This window comes from Streptomyces canus (assembly GCF_030816965.1).
In the GTDB taxonomy this organism is placed as follows: Bacteria; Actinomycetota; Actinomycetes; order Streptomycetales; family Streptomycetaceae; genus Streptomyces; species Streptomyces canus_E.
The window spans coordinates 5,434,675-5,461,279 of the sequence record NZ_JAUSYQ010000002.1 but is presented as its reverse complement, the minus strand read 5'-3'; the positions used below and the strand labels follow the sequence as shown (position 1 = coordinate 5,461,279).

The following is a 26,605-nucleotide window of genomic DNA, read 5'->3' as shown; positions in this document are numbered from 1 at the left end:
GGCGGAGGGGGGTTCCCTCCGCCCCGGCACGGCTACTTCAGGCCCGCCGCCGCGCAGTCGCTCTTGAACTGCGCGGTGCAGATGTCCTTGATCGTGTAGATGCCGTCCTTGACGACCGTGCTCTTGATGTTGTCCTTCGTCAGGGCGACGACCTGGACGAGCTGGGCCGGGATGTTCTTGTCGGTGGGGCTGTCGACGCTGTCCGTGGCGAGGGCGTCGAACTGGATGCCCTTGCCCTGGACCTTCATGACGGCCATCTCGGCGGCGGCCTCGGCCTCCCCCGGGTACGGCTTGTAGACGCTCATGTACTGCTCGCCCGAGACGATCCGCTGCACCGCGGCCAGCTCCGCGTCCTGGCCGGTGATCGGCGGGATGTTCGTCATGCCCGCGTCCTCCATCGCCTGGATGGCGGCGCCTGCCATGGCGTCGTTGGCGGAGTAGACGGCCTTGATGTTGCCCTTGCCGATCGCGCTGATCGCCTCGGTCATGTCCTTCTGGGCGGTCTCCGGCTTCCAGCCGTCGACGTCGTAGGTCTTGGCGATCGTCACCTTGCCGTTGAGCTCGGACATCGCGCCCGCCTTGAACTGTCCGGCGTTCGGGTCGGAGGGCGAGCCGTTGATCATGACGATCTTGTCGGAGGTGTCGATGCCCGAGCCGAGCGCCTCGACGATGGAGCGGCCCTGCACCTCGCCGACGAGTTCGTTGTCGAAGGAGACGTACGCGGCGATCGGGCCCTCGGCGAGGCGGTCGTAGGCGATGACCGGAATGCCCGCGTCCTTGGCCTTCGTCACCATGCCCGCGATGGCGTGCGAGTCCACGGCGTCCAGCAGGATGACGTCGACCTTCTCGTCGATCATCTGCTGCATCTGGGTGGCCTGCTTCTTGGCGTCGGACTCGCCGTTGGCGTAGAGCGTCTTGCCCTTCTTGTCCGTGAGCTCGGCGACCTTCCGCTGGATGATCGGGTAGTCGAACTCCTCGTAGCGGGTGTTCGTCTTCTCCGGCATCAGCACACCCACGGTGATGTCGTCGCCCTTGGTCGGGCTCGCCTCGCTCCCGCTCGCGGCGCCGAGCGCCCCGCAGGCGGCCAGCGAGAAGGTCATCGTGGACGCGGCCACGGCTATGGCGATACGACGCATGGGGCTGCTCACTTCTGGTGCTTTCCGGACGCGGGCGCGGCATTGCGGCCCATGTGTCTGAAAAGCCAACGCGGGGCCGCCCATCGACGTCAAGCGGAATCACTTAACGAGTGCGCAACGCCACTCTCCGCCGATGGTGTGAAGACTTGGCGCGAACACTAGTACAACCAACTTCACACCTCGCGAGTCGTGATCACAGCAGTCGCACAACTGCTGTTCCCCGTACGACCAGAGGACAGAATGAAGTCAGCCAGACGGACGACCGCCACCGCCGCCGTCCTCGCCACCGCCGGCACCCTCGTCACCCTGACGGCGGCCCCCGCCTCGGCGACCGTGGCGTGTGCCTCGCCCGTGTTCAAGCGCCAGTTCTACGCGAACACGAGCCTGTCCGGCACCCCGAAGAAGACGGACTGCGACACCGCGATCGACCAGAGCTGGAGCGGCGCCCCCGTCTCCGGCCTGCCGAAGGACAACTTCGGCGTCCGCTGGACCGTGACCCGCGACTTCGGCTCCGGCGGGCCCTTCGCGCTGGACGCCACCGGCCTGGACGGCATCCGCGTGTACGTCGACGGCGTCCGCAAGATCGACCTGTGGAAGAACGTCTCCACCACGGTCAAGAAGACCGCCGACGTGACGATCCCGTCCGGCAGGCACACCCTGCGGATCGACTACGCCAACTGGACCGGCGCCGCGAAGGTCAAGGTCACCTACGCGCCCCGTACCTCCGCCGACGTCGACAAGGTCAAGCCGCTGGTCCCCACGGGCACTTCGGTCTCGTACGACAAGGCCACCGGCAAGGCCAAGGTCACCTGGGCGAAGAACAAGGAGATGGACCTCGCCGGCTACCGGGTCTACCGGCGGCTCAAGGGCACGTCCTTCCCGGCCGCGCCGCTCGCGACGACCGCCCTCACCTCGTACACCGACAGCACGCTGCCGGTGACCGGCGAGACGTACTACTACGAGCTGCGCGCCTACGACAAGGCGGGCAACGAGTCGACCGGCACCGCCGACCAGCCGGTGGCCACCGTCGACCGGGTCGCGCCGGGCGTGCCCGTCATCACGAGCGCGACCGGCGAGGTGCGGCCCGGCGGCACCGGAACCGGCGGCTTGAAGGTCGTATGGGACCAGGTCGCGGGCGCGACGGCCTACCGCGTCTTCCGGGCGGCGAGCGAGAACGGCACGTACACCGCCCTCGGCCGCACCGAGCTGCCCTCCTACCTGGACACCTCGGCCGCCGAGAGCACCGTGTACTACTACCGTGTCTCGGCCGTCGACGCGGCGGGCAACGAGTCCGCCCGGTCCGCGCCGCAGCGGGGCCGTATCTGGGACAACGACCCGCCGCCGCTCGTCACCGGCCTGGACGTGACCCCGACCGAGTACGGCTTCGAACTGAACTGGGACAAGAGCCCGGCGACGGACCTGCGGTACTACACGGTCCACCGGGGCGAGCTCGTGGGCGACGAGGACGAACAGGTCTGCTACGGCGGTCTGGTGGACTACGTCTCGCCCGAGGAGACGTCCTACACGTACACCACGCTCCCGGACGGCGACGAGGTCTGCTTCTTCATCGACGCCGTGGACGACGAGGGCAACTCCGCCAACAAGTGGAGCGACGACCTGGCCAAGGCAGTGGTCGTCACCGAGCTCGACATGACACCGAGCGTGGTCACCCCCGAAGGTTCGCCGCTGGACCTCTCGGTACTGGAGGCCGAGGGCGACGAGGGCAACCGGCTCACGTGGTCGGGGCTCGGCGGCGGTGCGGAGCCCGACGGATCCGTGCAGGGCTTCCGCGTCTACCGCTGGAACCCCGCCACCTCCTCGTACGAGCGGATCGCCGACCTCGCCGGCACCGCCTCGCAGTACGTGGACACCGGGGCGAGGCGCGGCACCACTTCCTACTACTGGGTGACCGGCGTCCTGGCCGACGGCACGGAGACCCCGCCCGCGGACGGCTGGGCGGTCACCGCACCGGCCTCGGTGTGAGCACGGCGAAGGGGCCCGGAGATCTCTCCGGGCCCCTTCGCCGTGGCTGTGCCTAGTCCTTGGCCCGCTTGGGCCGCCACACCACCAGCGCGCTGGTCTGCTGGACCTCCTGGTACGGCACCAGGTCACGGCGGTACGACGCGTGCACCGCCGCCTCGCGCTGCTGCATGGCCGCCGCGGCCCCCTCGACGGCGGCCTGGAGTTCGGCCACCCTCGACTGGAGCGCGGCGACCTGGTTCTCCAGTTCGATGATGCGCTTGATACCGGCGAGGTTGATGCCCTCGTCCTGCGACAACTGCTGGACGGTGCGCAGCAGTTCGATGTCCCGGGCCGAGTAGCGCCGGCCCCGGCCCGCGGTGCGGTCCGGGGACACCAGGCCCAGACGGTCGTACTGACGCAGCGTCTGCGGGTGCAGGCCGGAGAGCTGGGCCGCCACCGAGATGACGTAGACCGGAGTCTCCTCCGTCAGTTCATACGGGTTGCGTCGACGGCCGTCCATGTCGATCAAGCTCCCTTCGCGGCCTGGAACAGCTCCGCCCGTGGATCCTCACCCACGGTCGCCTCGCGATACGCCTCGAGCGCGTCACGAGCCTTCCCCGACAGCTCGGTCGGGACACTCACCTCGACGGTGACCAGCAGATCGCCCCGGGTGCCGTCCTTGCGGACCGCGCCCTTGCCCCGCGCCCGCATGGTGCGGCCGTTGGGCGTGCCCGGCGGCAGCTTCAGCGTGACGGCGGGACCGCCCAGCGTCGGCACCCTGACCTCGCCGCCGAGCGCCGCCTCCGAGAAGGTCACCGGGACCGTCACCGTGAGGTTGTCGCCCTTGCGGCCGAAGACGGGGTGCGCGTCGACGTGCACGGTGACGTACAAGTCGCCCGCGGGGCCGCCGCGTTCACCGGGCGCCCCCTTTCCGCGCAGCCGGATCCGCTGGCTGTCCGACACCCCGGCCGGGATGCGGACCTGCATGGTGCGCGAGGACTTCGCCCGCCCGGAGCCCTTGCAGATCTCGCAGGGGTTCTCCGCGATCAGGCCGCGGCCCTTGCAGTCCGGGCAGGGGTCCGTGAGGGAGAACCCTCCCCCGGAGCCCCTCGCCACCTGGCCGGTGCCCACGCACGTGGGGCACACGCGCGGGTTGCCGTTGGCGTCGCCGGTGCCCGAGCAGGCCTTGCAGGGGGCCTGCGAGGACATCCTGAGCGGCACCGTCGCGCCCTCGATCGCCTCGGTGAAGCTGAGGGTGACCTCGGTGTCGATGTCCTGGCCGCGCCTGGGCTGGACGCGCGTAGTTCCGGAGCTGCCCCGGTTGAACAGGCCCCCGAAGACGTCTCCGAGTCCGCCGCCGAAGCCGCCGGCTCCCTGGGCCCCGCCCTGGGCGCCGCCTCCGAAGAGGTCGCCCAGGTCGAAGTTGAAGGAGCCGCCCGCGCCGCCCGGCCCCGGACGGAAGCCGCCGTTGCCGAACAGGGCGCGGGCCTCGTCGTACTCCTTGCGCTTCTTGGGGTCACCGAGGACGTCGTTCGCCTCGGAGATCTCCTTGAAGCGCTCCTCCGCCTTGGTGTTGCCCTTGTTGGCGTCCGGGTGGAACTCGCGGGCGAGCTTCCGGTACGCCTTCTTGATCTCGGCCTCGGTGGCGTCCTTGGGGACGCCGAGGACCTTGTAGTAGTCCTTCTCGATGAAGTCCTTGGTGCTCATCCCCGACGTGCCCCCTTTCCGGTGTCCCGATCTATCTCTACGACCTCAGCCCTCCTCAGGGCCGTTGTCCTTGTCGTCGCCGGCCTCGGACCCGTCCTCGGCCTTGACCGTCTGCGCGCCCGGCTGCGGCTCGGCCACGGCCACCCGCGCGGGGCGGATGGTGCGTTCGCCGATGCGATACCCAGGCTGCAGAATCGCCACGCACGTCGTCTCGGTGACATCGGGCGCGTAACTGTGCATCAGGGCCTCGTGGATCGTCGGGTCGAAGGGCTCGCCCTCCTTGCCGAACTGCTGGAGTCCCAGCTTCGCCGCCACGGTCTCCAGCGACTCCCCGACGCCCTTGAAACCGCCGACGAGTTCACCGTGGTCCCGCGCGCGGCCGATGTCGTCGAGCACCGGGAGGAGCTCGGTCAGGAGGTTCGCGATGGCGATCTCCTTGACCGTGATCCGGTCCCGCTCCACCCGGCGGCGGTAGTTCTGGAACTCGGCCTGGAGCCGCTGGAGGTCCGCGGTGCGCTCGTCGAGCGCCTTGCGCGACTGGTCCAGCTGGGCCGTCAGGCCGGCGATCTGCGCTGTTGCGTCCCCGGCCGGGGCCGCCCCTTCCTGGGGGGCGGCCTTCGGCTCGGCGTCGTCGGGGGTGGCGCCGGAGGGGACGTCGGGCTTCTCGTCGAAGCCCGGGGTCTCCTCCGTCACGCGGCACCGTCCTTGCGCTCGTCGTCCACGATCTCGGCGTCCACGACGTCGTCGTCCGCCTTGGCCTGCGAGGCCCCGGCGTCGTCGGCGTCACCCGCGCCCTGGGCGGCCTGGGCGTCGGCGTACATGGCCTGGCCGACCTTCTGGGAGACCGCCGCGACCTTCTCGGTGGCGGTGCGGATCTCCGCGGTGTCCTCGCCCTTGAGCGCGGCCTTCAGCTCCTCGACGGCGGCCTCGACCTCGGTCTTGACCTCGCCGGGGACCTTGTCCTCGTTGTCCTTGAGGAACTTCTCCGTCTGGTAGACGAGCTGCTCGCCCTGGTTGCGGGTCTCGGCGGCCTCGCGGCGGCGGTGGTCCTCCTCCGCGTACTGCTCGGCCTCCTGGCGCATCCGGTCGACCTCGTCCTTCGGCAGCGAGGAGCCGCCGGTGACGGTCATCTTCTGCTCCTTGCCCGTGCCCAGGTCCTTCGCGGTCACGTGCATGATGCCGTTGGCGTCGATGTCGAAGGCGACCTCGATCTGCGGGACACCGCGCGGGGCCGGCGGCAGACCCGTCAGCTCGAACATCCCGAGCTTCTTGTTGTACGCCGCGATCTCGCGCTCGCCCTGGTAGACCTGGATCTGCACGGAGGGCTGGTTGTCCTCGGCGGTGGTGAAGATCTCGGACCGCTTGGTCGGGATCGTCGTGTTCCGCTCGATGAGCTTGGTCATGATGCCGCCCTTGGTCTCGATGCCGAGGGACAGCGGGGTCACGTCGAGGAGCAGGACGTCCTTGACCTCACCCTTGAGGACACCGGCCTGGAGGGCGGCGCCGATGGCGACGACCTCGTCCGGGTTGACGCCCTTGTTGGCGTCCTTGCCGCCGGTGAGCTCCTTGACGAGCTCGGCGACGGCGGGCATACGGGTGGAGCCACCGACGAGGACGACGTGGTCGATCTCGTTGATGGAGACACCGGCGTCCTTCATGACGTTGAAGAACGGGGTCTTGCAGCGCTCCAGGAGGTCCGCGGTCAGCTGCTGGAACTGAGCCCGGGTGAGCTTCTCGTCCAGGTGCAGCGGGCCTTCGGCGGACGCCGTGATGTAGGGCAGGTTGATCGAGGTCTCGGTGGAGCTGGACAGCTCGATCTTGGCCTTCTCGGCGGCCTCGCGGAGGCGCTGGAGGGCCATCTTGTCCTTGGCCAGGTCCACGCCGTGACCGGACTTGAACTGCTGCACCAGGTAGTCGACGACGCGCTGGTCCCAGTCGTCACCACCGAGGTGGTTGTCACCGTTGGTGGCCTTCACCTCGACGACGCCGTCGCCGATCTCGAGGAGGGACACGTCGAAGGTGCCGCCACCGAGGTCGAAGACGAGGATCGTCTGGTCGTCCTTGTCGAGGCCGTACGCGAGCGCGGCCGCGGTGGGCTCGTTGACGATACGCAGGACGTTGAGACCCGCGATCTCGCCGGCCTCCTTGGTCGCCTGACGCTCGGAGTCGTTGAAGTACGCCGGGACGGTGATGACCGCGTCGGTCACCTTCTCGCCCAGGTAGGACTCGGCGTCCCGCTTCAGCTTCTGGAGGATGAAGGCGGAGATCTGCTGCGGGTTGAAGGGCTTCCCGTCCAGCTCCATCTTCCAGTCGGTGCCCATGTGACGCTTCACCGAACGGATGGTCCGGTCCACGTTGGTGACCGCCTGGCGCTTGGCCACCTCGCCGACCAGCACTTCGCCGTTCTTCGCGAAGGCGACGACGGACGGCGTGGTCCTGGCACCCTCGGCGTTGGTGATGACGGTGGGCTCGCCGCCTTCGAGAACGCTGACGACGGAGTTAGTCGTGCCCAGGTCGATGCCGACCGCACGTGCCATGGTTGATTCCTCCAGCTGACTTGAGTGGAACGGACTCAAGTGTGCACGACGCTCAGCCTTCGGTCAACAGACCTGAGTCAGGCAGACTCAAGTCTTATCCATCTCTTACACGCAAGACCGCTCTGACCTGCACCGTTAACGGGTCTTCGCACAACCGAACCAGGCTTCCCACCAGCTCGTCGATCTCGCGGGCGCACTCGGACAGCACCGCGGAGGGCATCCCGCCCGGGTCCGCGACGTCGTCCGCCTCCGGCGGGACCGGGGCCATGTGCCCCCGGCGGGCGGCGGCGGCCGCGACCACGGCGGGGAAGCCGCCGACGCCGTCCGGCCGCCGCCCGTCCCCGTCGGCTTCCCCGCCGGCGAGCCGCACGAACTCCTTCAGGGTGAAGCAGCGCCGCATCGCCGACGGCGCGAGCCGTACGGCGGCCTCGCGGTGCTCACCGGCGAGCCCGAGCACCAGTGCCGATCCCAGGACGAGCCCGGCGGTGAGCGGGCGCGAGACGAAGCCGGACCCGTCGCCGCCCAGCCGCTCCAGCACCGCCCGGGTGGAGTGCTCCATGCCCGCGCGGGGCCATGCCTGGGTACCGGCGCTCTCCGGCCGCAGGGCCGAGCCGCGCGGCAACCGGGCGGCCAGCAGCCGCTCGGCGAGCGCCGAACGGTGCACGTTGCCCGTGCAGACGAACAGGACCCGGATCACCCCTCGCCCGCCGCGCCGGCTCCGCCCGTCCCGGCGGGCATGGTCGCCTCGCCGCGGAGGACCGACGTCCGGGGAGCGGGCAGCTCACCGTAGCTCCGGTAGCCGTACCGGCCGCCCTTGGAGACCGGAGCCATGCTGAAGACAGTACCGAGGACGCGTACGCCCACCCGCTCCAGCGATTCCGCGGCGGCGCGCACCTGGTCCCGCCTGGTCCTGGCGGCACGGACGACGAGCAGAGCGCCCTGGGCCAGCGAAGCGAGTCCCACGGTGTCGGCGACCGGCAGCAGCGGCGCGGTGTCGACGATCACCACGTCGTACCGGTCCGCCAACTCCTTCAGCACCTCGTCCATCCGCGCCGAGGCCAGCAGCTCGGTGGGGTTAGGCGGTACCGCGCCGCTGGCCAGCACCGACAGCCCGCCCGCGACCTCCTGCGTCACGTCGGCGATCCGGGCCTGCCCGATGAGCACGGTGGTCAGGCCGGCGTCCCGGACCAGACCGAAGGCCGCGGCCACGCACGGCCGGCGCAGGTCCGCGTCCACCAGGCAGGTGGCCACGCCCGCCTCGGCCAGCGAGAGGGCGAGGTTCACCGCGGTGTTGGTCTTGCCCTCACCCGGCACCGAACTCGTCACCACGATGATCCGCGGCGGGTCGTCGACCTGCGAGAACTGCAGGTTGGTGCGCAGCTTGCGGAAGGCCTCGGCGCGCCGGGAGTGCCCGTCGGCGGCGACGAGCGGCTGCTTGGGGGCGTTCTTGTCGTACGGGATGGTGGCCAGCCCCGGCAGTTCGGTGAACTCGCTCAGCGTCTCGACCGTCTTGAGCGTGGTGTCGAGCGTCTCGCGCAACGCGACGACGCCGGCTCCGAGCAGCAGGCCGGCGAGCACCCCCGCGCCCAGGTTCAGCAGCGGCCGGGGCGAGACCGGGCCGGCGGGGGCGACGGCTTCCTGCGTGACACGCAGGGAGACGGGGGAGGTCTCCTCGCCGGTCCGGCTCTTGCGCTTGGAGCCGGGAACGGGCTTGGGCGTCTCCAGCCGCTCGACGACCGCACTGAACCGCTGCGCCACGGCATTGGCGATCCGCGCCGCACGCCGGGGCTCCGCGTCCCGGACGGTGATGTCGATGAGCACGGTGTTCAGCGGGGCTTGGGCGGTGATCCGGGACGCCAACTCCTCCGGCGTGGTGCGCAGACCCAGCTCCTTCAGCACGGGCACGGTCACCTGCCGGGTCGTCACGATCTCGGCGTACGACTGCACCCGCGCCTGCGAGAAGCTCTGGCCCAGGCTCAGCTGGGCGGTGTCCTGCCCGGTACGGGTCGCGACGAAGAGCTGGGTTCTGGCCTCGTAGACCGAGGTACTCAAACTCGTCGCGGCGACCGCCGTCCCGACCGCGAGAACCAGGCAGACGGCGACGGTCGGCCAGCGACGCGCGAGAGCCTTCAGGAAGCCGTGGAGATCCAAGCTGCACCCCTCATCGAACCGAGGGAACCACCCGGATTGGGATGTTCTGTTCCCTGTGGACGCAGCCGACCATAGGGACTCGCGCGCATCGAGCGGGAGAGCCACCCTCATGCGGGGCCATCGTGGGGACAAGCGCTACCCCATCCGGTGACTTCTTGGCCACGCCACGCCGAAGAGTGCCGTATATAGCACTTTCTCCAGGTATCAAGATCTCGACGACGGCCGACATCGCCGCCTGGTCCAGATCAAGTGGAGGAGAGTGAACATGACGAGATCGCCCAGGTGGCGAGGCGCACTGACGTCGGCCGCAGCGGCTGCCGCGCTCATCGCCGCACCGCTGATGGGAGCACAGACCGCCCACGCCGACGCAGCACCGTATCCCCCGCCGCCCCCGACCCTGACGCTCACCGCCACGACCGTGCAGGCCGGAGGCCGGCTGGGCTTCCGGGGCACGGGCTTCGCTCCCCGGCAGCGTGTCGAGGCGGACCTGAGGTCGTTCGTCGTCGTGCTGGGAATCTTCAGGGCGAACGCGAACGGAGTGGTCACCGGTACCGTGACCATCCCACGGAGCACCAGGCCGGGGTACCACACCTTCGAACTGATCGGCCGGAACCCCTACCGGAGGGCCGCCGCCAGGATCAAGGTGCTGCGGTCGCAGCACCGGGCAGTCCTGGCCGACCCCGTCAACACGTCGTACGACGACAAACAGCCCAAGGGCGCGAGCCTCGCGAGCACGGGCAGTGGGACGGCTCTGGCGCTGGGCGGGGCCGCGGCCGTGCTGATCGCCGCGGGCGGTGCCACGATGTTCGCCGTGCGCAGGCGCCGCAGTTCATGACGGACCGGGACACCGGTACGGCACCCCCAAGGCGTCCCGGCTTCGGCCGGGACGCCGTCCGCTTGCCGGGGACGGGCCGCCGCCTCGGCCGGGCTCCCGTCCTGCGCCGTGCGCTCAGGTACGCCCTGCCCGCCGTCGCGGCGCTCACCCTGGCCGGCGCCGCCTGGATCGCGGTCACCGGACTCCTCGCCCGCACGGAACTGCTCGCGGCCCAGCGGGACCTCGATGCGCTGCAGCGGGCCGTGACCACCGCACCGGCACCCGGCACGGCCGGGGAACAGCAGCGTGCGGTGCGGTCCGCGGCGGCCCACGCCGCGCGCGCCCACCACCTCACCACGGGCCCGGCCTGGTACTGCGCAGCCCAACTGCCCTTCCTCGGCGGCCCGTTGCGGACTGTGCGCGGCGCCGCGTCCGCGGCGGACAGCCTGTCCGCCGACGTCCTGGCCCCCCTGGTGCGTGCCCTGCCGGCGCCGGGCGGCGGCGAAGGGATGTCCGGGGCGCTGCTGTCCTTGCGGGAACACGCGCCGGACGTCGTCCAGGCGGCAGCCGTCGCCACCCGGGTCCAGGCCGACGTGCACGGGCTGCCCCGGTCCACCTGGCTGCCGGCGGCCGACCGGGCCCGGGCCGACCTCGCGCGGCAGCTCGACCGTCTCGCCCCGGCGATGACCGACGCCTCCGTGGCGGCCCGCGTCCTGCCGTCCCTGCTGGGCGGCCAGGGGGAACGCCGCTACTTCCTCGCGTTCCAGAACACCGCCGAGGCACGCGGCACCGGAGGGGTCGCCGGGGCCTTCGCGGTGCTCCGGGCCGACCGGGGCCATGTGACGTTCGAGCGGTTCGGCAACAACACCGAGATGGCGGCGGCCCAGGCCGACGTCGATCTGGGGGCCGAGTTCGCGGACCGCTACGCGGGCAGCGCTCCCACCCGCGTGTGGGCCAATTCCAACCTCAGCCCGCACTTCCCCCACGCGGCCCGCATCTGGGCCGCGGCGTGGCGCGACCACACCGGCGAGCGCGTGGACGGAGCGATCGCCCTGGACCCGGCCACGTTGGGCTGTTTCCTCCGGGTCACCGGCCCCGCCCGCATGGCCGACGGCACCGAACTCACCGCCGACAACGTGCTGGACCTCACCGAGCGGGCCAGCTACGCGCGCTACGACGACGTCACCCGACGCAAGGCCTTCTTCGTCGACGCGGCACGCGCCGTCGCCGCGCCCCTGCTCGCGGCGTACGCCGACACGCGCCGGCTGCCCGCCCTGTTCGCCGCCGTGCACGACGCCCAGCGCGAGGGCCGGCTGAAGCTGTGGAGCGCCCACCCGCCAGAACAGCGGCTCCTGGAGACGCGCCCCTACGCGGGCACCCTCCCGAACGCCCCGGGGCCCTTCGCGGGACTGGTGGTGAACAACGCGGCGGGCTCGAAGCTGGACTACTACCTGGACCGGAGCCTGGTCTGGGAGGCGAACGGCTGCGCCGGCGGCGGGCGCGCGGTCACCGTGACGGCGACCCTGACCAACCGGGCCCCGCCCGCCGGCCTGCCCGGCTACGTCACGCTGCGGGAGGACCACCCGCCCTACTCCACCCGGCCGGGCGACAACCGGCTGCTGGTGTCGTACTACGCGGGAGCCGGCGCCGGCCTCACCGGCGCCACCGTGGACGGCCGCACCGCGCTGCTGGCATCCGGCACCGAACGCGGACACCCCGTGTACACGCTCGATCTGGAACTGCCCGCGGGCGCCCGCCGCACGCTGGTGCTGCACCTGTGGGAACCGCACGCGGACGGCAGGCCGGTCCTCCTGCGCCAGCCCCTGGTGACGCCTCTGCGGGCCACGCTGAAGCCGGGCAGCGCCTGCGGCACCCGAACGAGGGGCACCGCACAGGGGCCTATCGGGTGACAGTTCGCCCCGGCGCGGCGTCGCACCCGGCTCGGCCCGCAACGCCGTACACACTCGACCAGACCCTTTGATCCTACTTGGAGGGCACATGTGGCTGTTCGGGGAGACCCTGCCCCAGCTGCCGGCGGCACGGCAGCCGTGGAACCGGGTCGTCGACGCACAGCCACCGGCCGGACGCGGCACCGGCAAACCCCTCTGGTACGCGCCGGCCGCCGTCCTCGGTGACGCGGTCGGCGCCCTCGTGCCCGCGTACCTGGCCTTCGCGGCGACCGACACCGCGAAGGCCGTGACCCTCGCGGTGGTGGCGGCCGTGGCCTGGCTGCTCGTGCGCGCCGCGCGGGACCGTTACGCCGAAGGCCGTCTCGGTGAGGGCGCCGTCCTGCGCCCCGCGCTGCACGACTGGCTGGTCATGGTCGGCATGCTCGCGGTGGTACGGGCGGCGACGGGCGAGGACTCCCCCTTCCTCCTCGCGCTCACCGCCCTGATGCCTTCCGCGCCGGCGAGCGTGGTCGCGCACACACTGATCCGCCGGCACCTGATCGCCCGGCGTCGCGACGGCCGGGCCGTGCACCGGGCCCTGGTGATCGGGGCGGCGGACGCCGTCGACGACCTGGTCGGCCACCTCGCGCGACGGACGGAGCACGAGTTCGTCGTCGTCGGCGTGTGTCCGGTCGGCGAGCAGGACCCGCAGTCGCTGGCCCCCGTCGCCGCCCGCCTGGACCGATGCGAACCCCCGCGCGTGACGGCCGACTCGGCCGCGGTGCTGGAGGCGGCCCGGCGGCTGGGCGTGGACGCGGTCCTCGTCGTACCGGGACCGCACCTGAGCGGAACGCGCCTGCGCCGGCTGTCCTGGGCCCTGCACGGCGCAGGCCGCCGACTCGTGGTCGTACCCGGCCTGACCGAGGTGTCCCGGCGCCGGGTGGGTGTCTTCTCGGTAGCCGGACTCACCATGCTGAACGTCACCCCGCCCCTGCGGCGGGGGCTCGCCGCGGTGGTGAAGTCGGTGACCGACCGGCTGGGCGCGGCGCTGCTCATCGTGCTGCTCGCCCCGGTGTTCGCGGCGGTCGCCCTGGTCGTACGCCTGGACTCGCCGGGACCCGTCGTGCACCGGCAGACCCGGGTCGGGCGCGGCGGGGTGCCGTTCACCATGATGAAGTTCCGCACCATGGTCGCCGACGCCGAACGGCTGCGGCGGCAGCTGGCCGGCACCAACGAGCGCGACGGCCGGATGTTCAAGATCCGCCGTGATCCGCGCATCACCCGCGCCGGCCGCCTGCTGCGCCGATGCTCCCTGGACGAACTGCCCCAGCTGTTCAACGTGGTGCGCGGGGACATGTCCCTGGTCGGCCCGCGTCCGCCGCTACCCGACGAGGTCGCCCGCTACAACGAGGTCGAACTGCGCAGACTCGCCGTCAAGCCGGGCCTCACCGGCCTGTGGCAGGTCAGCGGGCGCTCGAACCTTTCGTGGGACGAGACGATCGCCCTGGACCTCGGATACGTGGACAACTGGTCGCCGTCGGTGGACTTCACCGTGCTGCTGCGGACGGTGCGGGCCGTCATCGCGGGCACCGGAGCGTACTGAGAGAGAGAACCGATGCCGTCGAGAACCGCCACCGCCGCCCCGGTAGCGCCGGACCAGCCCGTCCGGTCGGCTGCCGATGTGCTGGTCATGGCCGACCGGCTCTTCCAGTGGGCCGACGCCCGCGCCTGGGCGGGCCCCGACCCGTACGACGGGCTCACCGGACCGCTGGGTCGGCTGGCCGTGCACCGTGTACTGCGCCAGGCGCTCCTGCAGGCCGTCAAACGCAGCCCGGCCGACCTGCGGCCGGCCCTCGGCATCCGCCCGTTGCGCACCGCCACGGCCACCGGCTGCGCGGCCGGTGCCTGCGCCCGGCTCGCCGCGTCCCCGGTGTGGCGCGAGCGGGCCGTGCGCCTGGGCCGGTGGACGGCGGCCGAGCAGTTGTCCGGGCGCTACGCCGGGCTGTGGCGCTACGAGTTCGACGTGCAGACCCGCTGGTCGTACTACCCGGCCTCGGTCCCCAACCTGGTGGCCACCACCTTCTGCGCGGACGGCTGCCTGGACTCCGGGACCCTCGGCGACGAGGCCGCGGGGACGCTCGCCCGCGGGCTGCTGGCTCACCTGCACAACGGCGAGTTCTTCACCTACACCCCGACCAGCGACGTCCTGGTCCACAACGCCAACCTCATGGGCGCCGCGCTCGCCGCCCGCCTGGCCCGCACCACGCCCCTGCCCGCCGCCCTCGCGGACCGGCTGGCCGACGCGGCCCGTCGAGCGGTCGAGGTGAGCCTGACGGGCCAGCGCCCCGACGGCTCCTGGCCGTACGGCCCGGGACCGCGCCTGGACTGGGTGGACGGCTTCCACACCGGGTACGTGCTGCTGCGTCTCGACCAGGCCGCGACCCTGCTCGGCATGGACGTGCGGGCTCCGCTCGAACGCGGGGTGGACCACTACCTGCGCCACCTCTTCGACGGCCCGCTCCCGCGCTACTTCGCGGACGCCCGGACCCGACGCGACCCGAACAACGACGCCACGGCGGTACGGATGACGGCATGGGCGGCCGAACGAGGCTTCACCGGCACCGACTTCGCCCGCGAGGTGCTGGCGGCGGTCATGGACCGCTATCCCGGCCTCGGCACCGTGAACTCCGGGAGGAACAGGGCCCTGTGGGAGTCACCCCGCTGGAGCGCCGCGCCCCTCCTGGACGCACTGACCGCCCTGCACGCCGTGCTGCGGGGGTAACCGCGCGCTCCGCTGTCGGTCGGCCGGCTGACGGCGGCCGCTTCACGGAACGCAAGGACGTCTCCCCTGTCGCGGGAGCGGTCGCACTGGACCTCGCCAGCCGGAACCGGCCGGAACAGCAGGGGGCCGCAGGAGTCCGCTCTGAGCCTCCGCTCGCCGAACCACGCGGACCGCTCCCCCCTGACCCCGGCCCTCACCCGCCGACGGACGCCTCATACCCCGCCAGAACCTCCTCCGTCCGCCCCGCGCCGCCCGTCGCGTACCGCTCCCACCACACGGCCGCACACAGCAGCCCGAACACGGCGAGCCCCCGGTCGCGCCGGCCGTGTACGTGCTCGGCGACGAAACGGTCCGCCGTGCGCCGGTCGAAGAGGTCGTCGAACAGCGGGGAGCGCCGTACCTCGGTCCACAGCCGGTCGCCGTGCTCGCGCAGCAACGACCGTACCGGCGCCCCGAATCCCGTCTTGGGGCGCCGGGCGACGAACTCCGGCACGCCGGAGGCCACCGCGGCCGCGCGGAAGCGCGCCTTGCCGTCTCCCATCCGCAGCTGCTCCTCCGCGGCGGCGCCGAGAGCGGCGGCCACCACCGGCTCCGCCAGGAACGGGACCCGCAGTTCGACGCTCGCGCGCATCGACGCGCGGTCCCCGTACAGCAGGTTCAGTCCCGGCAGGAACAGCCGCCGGTCGCACTCCGCCAGCGCCGCGAGGGGCGTTCCGCCAGCGTCCAGCACGGCCCCCGCCACCTCACGGTGCCGCTCGGCGACCGCGTCCAGTCCCACGAGGGGTGACAGCGCCGCCCACTCCTTCCCGGAGTAGTACGACTGCGTCGCCCACGACCAGTCGCGGGCACCGAGCTGGAGCAGCCGGCCGAACTTGTCCGCGCGGCCCCGGTAGCGCCGGGGCGCGGGAACCAGGGTGGCGGCGCCGAGGGTCGGGCGCGTCCAGGCGGGAAGCCGTTGCAGCAGCAGGACGGCCTGGTAGCGCTCGTAGCCCAGGAACAGTTCCTCGACACCCAGCCCCGACAACAGCACGGTCGCCTCGTCGCGGGCGGCGCGGGACAACTGCATGAGGGCGACGGCGGCGGGGTCGCCGAACGGCAGCTCCATGGTGGTCACCAGCTCGGGGATCCGGCGCAGCACGTCGACGTCGAGGTCGACCCAGGCCAGCGGCAGGCCCAACTCGTCGGCCACCCGGGCGGCGTAGGGGGCGTCCTCCTCGAACGGCTCCGTGCCGGGCACCGCGGTGCGCGACCTGGCGCTGAAGGCGGGTCCGGTGAAGCCCTCCCTGAGGAGTTCCACGCCCAGCCAGGTGCTGTCCAGGCCCCCGCTGAGCAGCAGCCCCACCTTCACATCGGCCCGCACCTGACGCGCGACCGACTCACGGACGGCGGCGGCGATGTCCGCGGCGGGCGCGAGGGCGGGAGCGCGCCACCATGCGGACGCCTCGTCGTACCCGGGCGCACGCCGGGACAGCACCGTCCCGGCCGGTACGGAACTGACGCGCTGCCAGCCGGTCCGCGGCGGCGGCGTCCACAGGAACATGGCACCCTGCGCCACCGCGACCGGGTCGGCGCCCCCGGTCAGCCCCGCGGCCCGCAGCGGTTCGATCTCGCTGGCGAGGCCGACCATGTCCCCCGCCGCGTCGACCGCCACGTACAGCGGCTTGACGCCCAGCCGGTCACGTCCGTAGCGCACCTCGCCGTCGGGCAGGACGAGGGCGAAGGCGAACATGCCGTCCACCTCATCGAGCAGCTGCGGTGCGTCCGGTTGCAACAGGAGTTCGTAGAGGACCTCGGTGTCGCCCTCGGTCGTGAACCTCACGTGCCGCCCGCGCAGCAGCTCGCGCAGGTACGGCGCGTTGTAGACCTCGCCGTTGTAGACCAGCACGCCCCGTTCGGGCGAGCCGAAGGGCTGGCCACTCCTCGGGTCGAGGTCCACGACGGCCAGGCGGCGGAAGTGCAGCACGGCCCGCCAGCCGGGGCCGACGAGCGCGAGGTGACCGCTCGCGTCGGGGCCGCGGTGGGCGAGCGCCTCGCACGGGTCCGGCAGCGACCGCGACCGGCTGCGCGCGGCCCCGTTCAGCAGGACGAGGAAGCCGCACATCACAGCACCTCCGTGGTCGACGGGTGGCCGTCCGCCGGCCCGCCCGGGTCGGGCACGGTGTCAGTGACGGCAGGGAGCTGCGGGCGCCCGAGGGCCCCGGCCAGGGCCGCGGTGGCAGGGGCGCAGTCGACCGGCCGGTCCTCCGTGAGCGAGCGGGCCGCCCGGCAGGTGACGAGGGAACTCTCCAGCGCGGAGGCGAAGTCGGCGGCGGCAGCGGGCCCGGTGCCGAGCGACTCCCCGCGGACCAGGCGGACGAGGGTGCGCATCTCCGCCGCGTGCCCCTTGGGCGCGCCTCGGTAGGTGGTCGTCTCCGGCCTGCCTCCCTTCCACACGGTGAGCGTGCGGAAGTCGTCGATCCTGGCGGCCACCCCGTCGCCGGCCACCTCCAGGAGTTCCTTGGGCGCGCCGGGCGGTGTGAACCCCCCGTAGACGACGGACGCGGACGAGCCGTCGTCGTACGCGATCTGGAGGGTGACGCTCTGCGCGGTGGCGGGGTCCGCGGCGTCCACGCCGGTGGCCCGCACCCGGACCGGCCGCCCGGGCACCAGGAAGCCCGCGGTGTCGACGAAGTGGCACACCTCGCCGAGCAGCCGGCCGCCCTGTTCGGGCTGGAAGTACCAGTGGTCGGCCGGGAGGCGGCCCGCGAACACCCGGTAGACGATCTGGAGCGGCGCTCCCTCGGGCAGCACGGCCCGCAGGTCCGCGACCGCGGGCGCGAACCGCCGGTTGAAGCCGGCCATCGCCGGGGCGCCGGAGGCCGACCACGCCTGCGCGACATCCTCCAGTTCCGTCTCCGTCAGGCCCACCGGCTTCTCGCAGTACAGGGCCCTGCCGCCGCGCAGCACCCGGGCCGCGTACCGGCCGTGGCTGTCGTGGCGACTGAGCACCATCACGCAGTCCGCCTCGCCCGACGCCAGGCCGGCGTCGACGCTCTCCGCGACCTGGTCGAACCCCCACTGCCGCCCCTGGTGCGCGGCGGACAGCCCGCGTCCGCCGGCGACCCAGGAGAAGGCGACGCCGGCTTCCCGCCTCAGCTCGGGAAAGAGCGTCCGCGTCGCGAAGTTGCCCGCTCCGATGGCCGCGATCCGCACGCTTTCGCGCGGGGGACTCCAGGTGCGGGGCGTGGTCCGCGGGGCCGGCGGCGACGGCAACTGCGCGGTGCCGGGGTAGCGCAGCAGCAGGGCGACGCTGCGTTCACCGGGCGACGGCTTGAGCGCCTCGTACGCCTCGGCCGCGTCCTCCACGGTGAAGATCCGCGGCTTCAGGTCGGCGAAGTCCACGGCGCCCGTCTGAAGGAGCCGCAGTACCTCGGCGAGGTTGCGCCGTTCCGTCCACGGCACATAGCCCTCGGGGTAGGGATGGCCGCCCTCCTCGAAGCGGGGGTCGTAGCGGCCGGGGCCGTAGGACCTCGCGTAACGGATCGTCAGTTCCTTGTGGTAGTACGACGACCGGGGCGGCGCGACGCCCACGTCGCCGACGACCACCACGGTGGCCCGGTCGCGGGCGAGACGGCCCGCGAACTCGACGGGGTCGGCACTGGGCGTGGCCGCGGTGATGAGCACGGCGTCCGCGCCGGCGCCCGCCCAGCCCCGCAGGACCATGCGCGGCAGACCGTCCGCGTCCCGTGGGAAGGCGGTGAGCCCGGCGGACTCGGCGAGCGCCACCATGGCCGGGTCGGGGTCGATGCCCACCGCGTCGTAGCCGTAGGCCCGCAGCAGCCGGAGCGTGATCTGGCCGAGCAGGCCGAGCCCGATGACGGCGATCCGGGAACCGGGCGCCACCTCGGCCTGGTGGATGCCCTGGAGCGCGATCGCGCCGACCGTGGCGAAGGCGGCCCACCGGGTGTCCACCGCGTCCGGCACCGGCACCACGAGGTTGCGGGGTACCGCGACGATCTCCGCGTGCGACGCGTAACGGGCCCCGGCGGCGGCCACCCGCATGCCCGGGCGGAGGTCGTCGACGCCCTCCCCCGTCCGCAGCACCGTCCCCGCGCAGGAGTAGCCGAGCTGCACCGGTCGGTCCAGACGGTCCCTGACGGTCCGGTAGGTGTCCGCGAGCCCTGTCCGTTTCACGCTGTCGATCACCTGGGCGACCTGATCGGGCCGCTGCCGCGCCTTGCCGATCAGGCCCTTGGCGCCGGTGGAGACGGTCGCCCGCTCCGTGCCCGCGCTGATGAGCGACCAGTCGTTGCGGATGACCACCGTCCCGGCGGCCGCCTCGGGGGCGGGAACATCCGCCACCGTGATGGAACCGGTGCGCGGGGACAGGAGCACTGTCTTCACTTTCCTGCCTTTACGGGAGGGAGTTACGGCCACGGCGGAACGTAAGGCACAAGGTCATGAATTCATCAGCGAAACGATCCAAACGGAGCAATATCCCCATACAGCCGGGTGAACACGCCTCCGGATTCACCGGCGCGGTCCCGCCCTACCGATTCGCTGGAGCGGCCGCCGTCCGGTGCCCTCGGTTAAGGAGACTCGGGTGAAACGACTGATGGTCGTCTACGGAACGAGACCGGAGGCCATCAAGATGGCTCCCGTCATCGAGGCCCTGGAGCGCTCCGCGATGTTCCGGCCGACGGTGACGGTGACCGCCCAGCACCGCGGACTGCTCGACCAGGTGCACGCGTTGTTCGGCATCCGGGCCGATCACGACCTGGACATCCTCGCCCCCGGCCAGACCCTGGCCGACATCACCCGTCGCGTCCTGGACGGGTTGTGTCCGCTGCTGCGGGAGGAGCGCCCGGATGCGGTGCTGGTCCAGGGCGACACCACGACCGCGTTCACCGGGGCCCTCGCCGCCTTCTACCACCGCGTCCCGGTGGCCCATCTGGAGGCGGGGCTGCGGACCGACGACCGTTATGCGCCCTTCCCCGAGGAGATCAACCGCAGGATCACCACCCAGCTGGCGTCCCTGCATCTCGCACCCACCCCGCACGCGCGGAGCAACCTGCTGCGGGAGGGCGTGGCCCCGTCGTCCGTCGTGGTCACCGGAAACACGGTCATCGACGCCCTGCGCGGGGCCGTCGGGCGCGGGACGCCCTTCGGGGACCCGGCGCTGGCCGACCTCGAGGACACCGCCCGCCGGGTCCTGCTGGTGACGGCCCACCGCCGGGAGTCGTGGGGGCGCGGTATGGAGGCCATCGGCGGCGCCCTCGCCGACCTGGCCCGCAGCGAGCCCGACCTGCTCATCGTGCTGCCGCTGCACCCCAACCCCGTGGTTCGCGCGGCGATCACACCGCACGTGGAGCACCTGGAGAACGTACGGCTGACCCAGCCGCTCGGCTACGGCGTCTTCGCCCGCCTGATGGACCGCGCGCACTTGATTCTCACCGACAGCGGCGGCATCCAGGAGGAGGCGCCGGGCCTCGGCAAGCCCGTACTGGTCATGCGGGACACCACGGAACGGCCCGAGGCCCTGCGGGCGGGCACCTCCCGGCTGGTGGGCACCGACCGGGAGCGCATCGTGAAGGAGGTGCGGCGGCTGCTGCACGACCGGGCGGCCTACGCCGCGATGGCCACGGCCGTCAACCCGTTCGGCGACGGGCGCGCGGCGAACCGTACCGTGCGCGCGCTCGGCCACTGGCTGGGACTGTGCGAGCGCCCCGCGGAGTTCGGTGGCGACGGGTCGGTGCCGGAACCCGCGGATTTCGGCGCCGCTGAGTAAGAGACGGAACCCGCGGAGGCCGACGGCGCCCGGCTCAATGTCAGAAGCCGCAGGGTTCAGCCGCGCCGGGTCAATGCCAGAACCCGCGGGTTTCAGCGGCGACGGGTCAGTGCCAGAACCCGCGGGTGTCGAACACGGCCTTGCCCCGCAGCGCGGTGCGTTTCACGCCGCGGAAGGCGTCGTGGTCCACGAGGAGGACGACGACGTCCGCGTCGCGCACGGCGGTGGCGGCGTCGACGAGTTCGGCCACGCCCGTACGTGTCAGTGACTCCGGCAGTTCCTTGATGTGAGGCTCCGCCACCAGCAGCCGGCCGACCTGCCGTTCGGCCAGTCGGGTGACGATCTGCAGGGCAGGACTCTCGCGCAGGTCGTCGATGTTCGCCTTGAAGGACAGGCCGAGGCAGGCGATCACCGGGTCCTTGAACCGTCCAGCCGTGTCGACCACCTCGCCGACCACGTAGTCGGGCCGCCCGTCGTTGACCTCGCGGGCGAGCCGGACGAGCCGCGCCTGCCGGGGCGCGGCGGAGACGATGAACCAGGGGTCCACGGCGATGCAGTGCCCGCCGACGCCCGGCCCGGGGCGCAGGATGTCGACGCGGGGGTGTCGGTTGGCCAGGTCGATCACGTCCCCCGCGTCGATGCCGAGTTGGTCGCAGACCATCGACAGCTCGTTGGCGAAGGCGATGTTGATGTCCCGGAAGGCGTTCTCGCCGAGCTTGGCCATCTCCGCGGTCGTGGCGTCGGTGAGCAGGCACTCCCCTTTGGCGAACACCTGGTACAGGGCCCGTGCCCGCTCGGCGCAGCCCTCGCCGACCCCGCCGACGACGCGGTCGTTCGTCACGATCTCGATCATCGTGCGGCCCGGCAGGACACGTTCGGGACAGTGGGCGACTCGCACGTCGGGAGCGTCCGCGCCCTCATGCGGAAACGTGAGGTCGGGCCGGTGCTTGCCGAGCCATCGGGACAGCTCCACGGTGGTCCCGGGCGGCGAGGTGGACTCCAGGATGACGAGGTCACCCGTCTTGAGCACCTGGCCCACCGAGGCGGCGGCGGCGCGCACGTACGACAGGTCCGCTGTGCGGTCGTCCTGGAGCGGCGTGGGCACGGCGATGACGAAGGCGTCGGCGGGCTCGGGCGCCGTGGTCGCCCGCAACCGCCCCATGGCGACGGCCCCGCTCACCGCCACAGCCAGGTCGGGCTCGACGAAGGGAGCACGGCCGGCGTTGATGAGGTCGACGGTGACGGGGTTGACGTCGACACCGATGACGTCGATCCCGTTGGTCGCGAGAGCGGCGGCGGTGGGCAGGCCGATGTAGCCGAGGCCGGTGACACAGACAGTAGAGAACACGTGAAGTAATTCCTTTCCTCAACCATCACGTCGCGCATCTACCGCGGCGGATCACCACGCCTGCGCCTCGCAGTCAGGCAGCCGCCTACGGGCCACGACACGCACCGCGACTCAAGGGAGAGTGGACGGAACCCGTCGGACAACGGTGGTCGTGCAAGCCGGTCCCCCGGTTGTTCAGGCGACGGCCTGACAGACCAGAACCTGCCCCTCGGAGAAAGCTGGGCGCAGTCGAGCCGCAACCCTGGCAACCGTGTTGTAGGCCCGAGCCCGGAGGCTGTTGCCCGCATCGACGTGATAGAAGAACCGGCTGCGGGGACTCAGCCCACAGTCCGAGACGAGACGGCCCAGCGAGGCGGGGGTGAAAACGGAGACGTGATCCGGGTGGATGATCTCCAGGCCCACCAGCGTGTTGACCGCGGTCTTGACGGACAGGCCGTTCGGTGTCGAGAGGATCAGCTCAACATCATTGCTCACCTCCCGCATGAGAGCCGCGATGCCGCGGAGGAACGATGCCGCATCCCGTACGTGCTCGATCACGTCCCCCGCAAGTACGACGTCGGGATTGAACTTGACCAGGTTCGCTCTGGCCAGCGGATCAGCGACGTCGGCTACTGAGTATTCCCCGCCCAGGTGCCTGCGCAGCAGGTCGACACTGTCACGGTCGATATCCACACCGTGCACAACCGACGCCTCTTTCAGGAGCTTGGCGTGGAGGAGTGAACCGTTGTTCAGCTTGTGGGCACTCAATGGGGAATCGGCGCAACCGATATGCAGGACACGGCGCCGAGCACACAGACTGAGGAGCAAAGCATCTCGGTCTGCCACGACAGGTGCACTCAAGACTCTCCGAGAACTGCCGATCCGCTGAGTGGGAAACGCAGAATCCGACACCTGGTGTCTCCTCGACTAGAAAAAATACGGTGCCACTCAGGCTACCGCCGAAACTGTGAGCCCTGACGAGTTACACACCGCCAGGAATTCACCAGCGCTACACAGGAAGGCCCTTGATAACGTCGACTAGACCAACCAGAGTCGCACATGCCTGGCGCGCATGGTGACGCGACCGAAACACCCCCGCCATCGCCAGGAGCATGAGCGCGTCGCCGATGACGGCGTAGACCACGGCCGCACGGATCACCGATCCGACTCCATGCTTCGCAAGCTGCCATCGGGAGCGAACCGCACGGCGTCTGAGCTGGATGTTGTCCCCGTGATTGAACGGATAGCGGTGCTCGATGACTGCCAGTGGTGTCCATACGAGCGGAGCGCGCCCAGCCACCCGCGCCGAGAAGTCCACGTCCTCCCCCATCCCATAACCCGAACGGCTTTCGTCGAAGCGCAATCCGGCAATGCAGCGGCGGCGGTAGGACATCGAACCCCCTGAAAGCCAGTCCACGGGCCGCGGCTGGTCACCGGTACGACAGATGACGCCGACTCCGGAAGGCAAGAGGACACCTGGCCGTGGACTGTCGAGCAAGAAGGCGTAGCGGAACCACCGTACGACCCCTTTGGCACGACGTTTCGGAAGGTTCGAGATTCGCCCGCCCACTCCGCCGCAATTCGGGTGTTCCCGGAACACCGACAGAATGAGCCGCAGGTAATCGCGGTCGAGCACCATGTCGTCGTCGACGAAATGAATCACGTCGGTCGATTCTTCGATCAGGGCGAGTGCCGCATTACGCTGCAGGGTCAGCCCCGGGGCAGTGTGGACGAACTTGATCACCAGGCTTCCCCGTCCAGCAACCTCTTCGGCTACACGCTCGGCCGAGTCCCCGTCACTACTGTCGACGATGACCACCCGGCAAGGAGGGTTCGACTGTGCAGCTACAGATTCCAGGCACTGGCGTAGGTCGTCAGCTCTATTTCTTGTGCAGATGACTAGTTCATGACGCATGCAACAACGCTCCGAGCTCTCGCGGGCGATCCGGCGTATGTCATCGTTCCTCCAAGGATACAGAGGAACCATAGAAGCAGATTGCGGTCGACGAAACGAACAAGGCAGGGTGTTCAATGGAAATCGCAGGATTGATATGGCATTGCGTCACCACGGCGGAAGGACCTGAACAAAGCGGGCGCGAGCACAAAGGCGGCATAGGCCAGGACCGAGCCGATAACCGGTCCGGCAGCGCCCAGTTGTGCGAGGGGGATGGACACAGCGACATTGACCACTGCCATCAGACTGAACGCGGTCGCCTGGAATCGCAGCCCCGCCGCATCGGTCAGCCACATCGTAGCCGGGTAGCCGACCGCCTGGACGAACAGCAAGGCGGCGAAAGACGCCATGAGGTCGGTGCCCACTTGGATCCGGCCATGCATCGTCCAGGAGCCCACGCCGGGTCCGAGCGCAATCATGAGCGCGCCCACAACCAGGCCGCCCACGGCGAAGCAGGTGGTCAAGCGGAAAAGGTCCCGCCTGGGCTTGCCGGACGACCTCCTCCGACGCGCGAAAATCGCCCACAGCGGCAACCCCGCAGCGCCCAGCAAGCTGCTTGCCGCCAGGAAGAATTGGGCACCGGCTGAATACTCGGCCACCGCCGCTGCATCAGCCGTGTGGCTCAGGACCAGACGATCCGTGGCATACGCCACCGCCGTGGCAGCAGTGACGATGGCCATGGGAACCGCGAGCTGCCCGATGCGGACTCGGTCCTTCCGTGCCCGGCCACGGGCACTGCCCATGATGATCCGCAGCAGAGGCAGGCGGAGGTACCGGCTTGCCAGGACGATACTGACCACACCTACAACGCACTGCGAGAAGAAGAACGTGGCGACAAAGGCCTCGCAGGGAGCATCCAGCGCGGCGACAACCAGGACGAGAGCGAGCAGGAGGATGCTTGCCGCCGCTCGCAGAAGCAATGCCGCCGGGGTGCGGTTCACCGCCGTCAGGAGCGAGCTGCCAAGCCCCAACGGCATGCTGAAACCGAACAGCAGCGAGGCAATGGCACATGCAACGCCTGAACCCGGCTGAGTAACATCGCCCAGCACCCATTTCCACAACCCGAGGACGGTCATGGTCACGCCCATTGTGGCGATGAGGGCACCGGCACACATCAGGTTCCGGGCTGCGGACAAGACAGTGCCGCATACCAGTGCACGCCTGGCCGACCGGTCGCGGGCGACGGCGTCGACAATGGCGGCGCCACCCCCCAGGTCAGTGATGGGCAGTGCTGCCGGAAGAGTGGTCACCAGGGCGAACAGGGCGTAGCCAGGTACCCCCACAGCGCCGACCAGGGTGTGGGTCACGGCCAGCGCGGTGAACGCGGTGATGGGCAGGGTGGCTGCCCTGACCCCGAGGGACTGAATGATCGACCGGAGAGGATGCACACTCGACCGCTCCGACGCCTCGCCGGAGCGTTGTCCGGGCGGGATGCACGACTCAGCCTGCTCAGCCGCGAGGGCACCGGCATGGGAGGGGGGCGCCCCCCCTCGGCCAACATCGGCGGGTGGTCGCGAGGCCGTCACGACGTGACCGGTGGGGCGGGGAGGGCGGCCGGGTCCACCGTGGCCGGTCTTCCTCATCTCGCGCCGTCCGAGCAGGCCGACGCGGCGCGGGGAAGGGAACGGCGGGCACCGCGGCTCCGCCGCTTCCCCAGGAGTGCTTCAGGCTCTTCGTCGGCGCGGCAGACGCTGCCGTACACGGTGCCGCCTTTGTCCAGGAGCACTCCCGCAAGAGAGAAGCCGTGCCGGCCCATGCTCCTCGTCATGAGTGCCTTCCGGGCTGTCACACACGCTCCCTGCTTCGATGTGCGGGCACTCCCACCGCGACCGCGACGTCTTCCCGGAAGCGGCGCACCCGCTTGACGGACACCGGTGGAAAGGAGGTGAAGTAGGCATGGACTCCTTCGGCCACCTGCGAGCGAGGGAGTCCAAGACGGGCTGCAAGTTCGACGACCATCCCTCGGGGATGCGTCAGCTCCCGGACCACTGTGGGCACGTCGACCCATCGAAGGATCGCTCCAGCCTGCACCAGGTAGTGGATCAGATCGCCCAGAGGCTGGTCCGCGAACCTCGCGGCCTCCCAGTCGATGACACCGATCTGCCCGGGGGTTCGCAGTACGTTCCATGGCGCCAAGTCACCGTGTATGAGAGATGCATTGCCCGTCTTGGTCGCGCCGAGAACCTCGGTGATGCCCAGCACCTCGGACCTTGAGAGCGGCCCCGCGAGCCGTGCCTTCCGCCAGGCGTGAGTCACCACCACGTAGCGCTCACCCACAGAGTCCGCGTACACCAATTCCGGGACCCTGAAGCCAAGCCTCATGCCTGAGACCTTCATGAGGAACTCGGCTTCGTTACGGAGTGGATGGTCGTCGGCGCGTCCAATCTTGAGCACATAGCACGGATTCCCCCCGCTGGAGAGCGCAATAATGCACCTTCCGGGCATGGACGAGTGCATGAAAGCGGCGCCATCCGCGTCGCGCAGGAACCTGTGAAGGAACGGCTCCACATCCTCCAGTGGATTGGCAACCTGCGGCCCGACGTTCATGCGTACGGCGATCTGATCGAGCAGCGCAGCGA

The 26,605-nt window shown here is 70.8% G+C and carries 20 protein-coding genes; 6 read left to right on the top strand and 14 right to left on the bottom strand.

Features of this window, described 5'->3' with window-relative positions; genetic code table 11:
* Window positions 1-32: 32 nt before the first annotated feature.
* Window positions 33-1,136, bottom strand: a complete 1,104-nt coding sequence (locus QF027_RS26115; RefSeq protein ID WP_306978578.1) for a sugar ABC transporter substrate-binding protein — start codon at window positions 1,134-1,136, stop codon at window positions 33-35.
* Between the two features lie 240 nt (window positions 1,137-1,376).
* Between QF027_RS26115 and QF027_RS26110 the strand changes: the two genes are divergently transcribed.
* Window positions 1,377-3,119 carry a fibronectin type III domain-containing protein gene (locus QF027_RS26110; protein ID WP_307077434.1) on the top strand — a complete coding sequence of 581 codons (1,743 nt, stop codon included), beginning with the start codon at window positions 1,377-1,379 and terminating at the stop codon, window positions 3,117-3,119.
* Between the two features lie 52 nt (window positions 3,120-3,171).
* On the opposite strand, the gene QF027_RS26105 is transcribed toward QF027_RS26110, so the two are convergent.
* The 6 genes from QF027_RS26105 to QF027_RS26080 all read right to left on the bottom strand — a co-directional run bounded on the left by QF027_RS26105 (window position 3,172) and on the right by QF027_RS26080 (window position 9,493).
* Complete coding sequence (locus tag QF027_RS26105; RefSeq protein WP_123762115.1) at window positions 3,172-3,618, bottom strand: heat shock protein transcriptional repressor HspR; 447 nt, start codon at window positions 3,616-3,618, stop codon at window positions 3,172-3,174.
* A gap of 5 nt (window positions 3,619-3,623) precedes the next feature.
* Window positions 3,624-4,805 carry a molecular chaperone DnaJ gene (dnaJ, locus tag QF027_RS26100; RefSeq protein WP_306978580.1) on the bottom strand — a complete coding sequence of 394 codons (1,182 nt, stop codon included), beginning with the start codon at window positions 4,803-4,805 and terminating at the stop codon, window positions 3,624-3,626.
* Window positions 4,806-4,850: 45 nt separating this feature from the next.
* Window positions 4,851-5,498 (bottom strand): nucleotide exchange factor GrpE, encoded by a 648-nt coding sequence (grpE, locus tag QF027_RS26095; protein WP_306978581.1) that lies wholly within the window; start codon window positions 5,496-5,498, stop codon window positions 4,851-4,853.
* Window positions 5,495-7,342, bottom strand: coding sequence for a molecular chaperone DnaK (gene dnaK / locus QF027_RS26090; RefSeq protein WP_069764469.1), 1,848 nt, complete (start codon window positions 7,340-7,342; stop codon window positions 5,495-5,497). The genes grpE and dnaK overlap by 4 nt, the downstream gene beginning before the upstream one ends.
* A gap of 94 nt (window positions 7,343-7,436) precedes the next feature.
* A complete protein-coding gene (locus QF027_RS26085) occupies window positions 7,437-8,039 on the bottom strand; it encodes an arsenate reductase/protein-tyrosine-phosphatase family protein (RefSeq protein WP_307077430.1) in 603 nt (200 codons plus the stop codon).
* Window positions 8,036-9,493 (bottom strand): polysaccharide biosynthesis tyrosine autokinase, encoded by a 1,458-nt coding sequence (locus QF027_RS26080; RefSeq protein WP_307077429.1) that lies wholly within the window; start codon window positions 9,491-9,493, stop codon window positions 8,036-8,038. Before QF027_RS26080 ends, QF027_RS26085 begins: the two co-directional genes overlap by 4 nt.
* A 265-nt stretch (window positions 9,494-9,758) precedes the next feature.
* Here QF027_RS26080 and QF027_RS26075 point away from each other — a divergent pair, with 265 nt between their 5' ends.
* The 4 genes from QF027_RS26075 to QF027_RS26060 all read left to right on the top strand — a co-directional run bounded on the left by QF027_RS26075 (window position 9,759) and on the right by QF027_RS26060 (window position 14,978).
* Window positions 9,759-10,328 (top strand): hypothetical protein, encoded by a 570-nt coding sequence (locus QF027_RS26075; RefSeq protein WP_306978584.1) that lies wholly within the window; start codon window positions 9,759-9,761, stop codon window positions 10,326-10,328.
* Window positions 10,325-12,217 (top strand): DUF4012 domain-containing protein, encoded by a 1,893-nt coding sequence (locus tag QF027_RS26070; RefSeq protein ID WP_307077428.1) that lies wholly within the window; start codon window positions 10,325-10,327, stop codon window positions 12,215-12,217. Before QF027_RS26075 ends, QF027_RS26070 begins: the two co-directional genes overlap by 4 nt.
* A gap of 88 nt (window positions 12,218-12,305) precedes the next feature.
* Window positions 12,306-13,799 carry a sugar transferase gene (locus tag QF027_RS26065; protein ID WP_306978586.1) on the top strand — a complete coding sequence of 498 codons (1,494 nt, stop codon included), beginning with the start codon at window positions 12,306-12,308 and terminating at the stop codon, window positions 13,797-13,799.
* Between the two features lie 12 nt (window positions 13,800-13,811).
* Window positions 13,812-14,978, top strand: coding sequence for a hypothetical protein (locus QF027_RS26060; RefSeq protein WP_307077425.1), 1,167 nt, complete (start codon window positions 13,812-13,814; stop codon window positions 14,976-14,978).
* Between the two features lie 193 nt (window positions 14,979-15,171).
* Here QF027_RS26060 and asnB read toward each other — a convergent pair whose 3' ends face one another.
* A complete protein-coding gene (asnB, locus tag QF027_RS26055; protein WP_307077423.1) occupies window positions 15,172-17,079 on the bottom strand; it encodes an asparagine synthase (glutamine-hydrolyzing) in 1,908 nt (635 codons plus the stop codon).
* Complete coding sequence (locus QF027_RS26050; RefSeq protein WP_306978589.1) at window positions 17,079-19,361, bottom strand: bi-domain-containing oxidoreductase; 2,283 nt, start codon at window positions 19,359-19,361, stop codon at window positions 17,079-17,081. Before QF027_RS26050 ends, asnB begins: the two co-directional genes overlap by 1 nt.
* Window positions 19,362-19,560: 199 nt before the next feature.
* Between QF027_RS26050 and wecB the strand changes: the two genes are divergently transcribed.
* Entirely contained in the window at window positions 19,561-20,745 is a 1,185-nt protein-coding gene (gene wecB / locus QF027_RS26045) for a non-hydrolyzing UDP-N-acetylglucosamine 2-epimerase (RefSeq protein ID WP_373432432.1), read from the top strand.
* Window positions 20,746-20,851: 106 nt separating this feature from the next.
* Here wecB and wecC read toward each other — a convergent pair whose 3' ends face one another.
* The 5 genes from wecC to QF027_RS26020 all read right to left on the bottom strand — a co-directional run bounded on the left by wecC (window position 20,852) and on the right by QF027_RS26020 (window position 26,573).
* The gene (gene wecC / locus QF027_RS26040) at window positions 20,852-22,093 is read right to left on the bottom strand and encodes a UDP-N-acetyl-D-mannosamine dehydrogenase (protein ID WP_307077421.1); all 1,242 of its coding nucleotides are present in this window, start codon (window positions 22,091-22,093) and stop codon (window positions 20,852-20,854) included.
* 174 nt (window positions 22,094-22,267) lie between these two features.
* A complete protein-coding gene (locus tag QF027_RS26035) occupies window positions 22,268-22,918 on the bottom strand; it encodes a class I SAM-dependent methyltransferase (RefSeq protein ID WP_307077419.1) in 651 nt (216 codons plus the stop codon).
* Between the two features lie 163 nt (window positions 22,919-23,081).
* On the bottom strand, window positions 23,082-23,987 hold the full coding sequence (locus QF027_RS26030; protein ID WP_307077417.1) for a glycosyltransferase family 2 protein: 906 nt from the start codon (window positions 23,985-23,987) through the stop codon (window positions 23,082-23,084).
* A gap of 113 nt (window positions 23,988-24,100) precedes the next feature.
* Window positions 24,101-25,333, bottom strand: a complete 1,233-nt coding sequence (locus QF027_RS26025) for a lipopolysaccharide biosynthesis protein (RefSeq protein ID WP_306978593.1) — start codon at window positions 25,331-25,333, stop codon at window positions 24,101-24,103.
* A 478-nt stretch (window positions 25,334-25,811) separates the two neighbouring features.
* Window positions 25,812-26,573, bottom strand: coding sequence for a phosphotransferase (locus QF027_RS26020; RefSeq protein WP_306978594.1), 762 nt, complete (start codon window positions 26,571-26,573; stop codon window positions 25,812-25,814).
* Window positions 26,574-26,605: the final 32 nt, after the last annotated feature.

Coding starts and splice junctions, on each gene's coding strand:
- dnaJ (WP_306978580.1), bottom strand. CDS start 4,805: ATGAGCACCAAGGACTTCATCGAGAAGGACTACTACAAGGTCCTCGGC.
- QF027_RS26060 (WP_307077425.1), top strand. CDS start 13,812: ATGCCGTCGAGAACCGCCACCGCCGCCCCGGTAGCGCCGGACCAGCCC.
- asnB (WP_307077423.1), bottom strand. CDS start 17,079: ATGTGCGGCTTCCTCGTCCTGCTGAACGGGGCCGCGCGCAGCCGGTCG.
- QF027_RS26030 (WP_307077417.1), bottom strand. CDS start 23,987: ATGCGTCATGAACTAGTCATCTGCACAAGAAATAGAGCTGACGACCTA.
- QF027_RS26115 (WP_306978578.1), bottom strand. CDS start 1,136: ATGCGTCGTATCGCCATAGCCGTGGCCGCGTCCACGATGACCTTCTCG.
- QF027_RS26110 (WP_307077434.1), top strand. CDS start 1,377: ATGAAGTCAGCCAGACGGACGACCGCCACCGCCGCCGTCCTCGCCACC.
- QF027_RS26105 (WP_123762115.1), bottom strand. CDS start 3,618: ATGGACGGCCGTCGACGCAACCCGTATGAACTGACGGAGGAGACTCCG.
- dnaK (WP_069764469.1), bottom strand. CDS start 7,342: ATGGCACGTGCGGTCGGCATCGACCTGGGCACGACTAACTCCGTCGTC.
- QF027_RS26020 (WP_306978594.1), bottom strand. CDS start 26,573: ATGAACGTCGGGCCGCAGGTTGCCAATCCACTGGAGGATGTGGAGCCG.
- QF027_RS26075 (WP_306978584.1), top strand. CDS start 9,759: ATGACGAGATCGCCCAGGTGGCGAGGCGCACTGACGTCGGCCGCAGCG.
- QF027_RS26065 (WP_306978586.1), top strand. CDS start 12,306: ATGTGGCTGTTCGGGGAGACCCTGCCCCAGCTGCCGGCGGCACGGCAG.
- QF027_RS26070 (WP_307077428.1), top strand. CDS start 10,325: ATGACGGACCGGGACACCGGTACGGCACCCCCAAGGCGTCCCGGCTTC.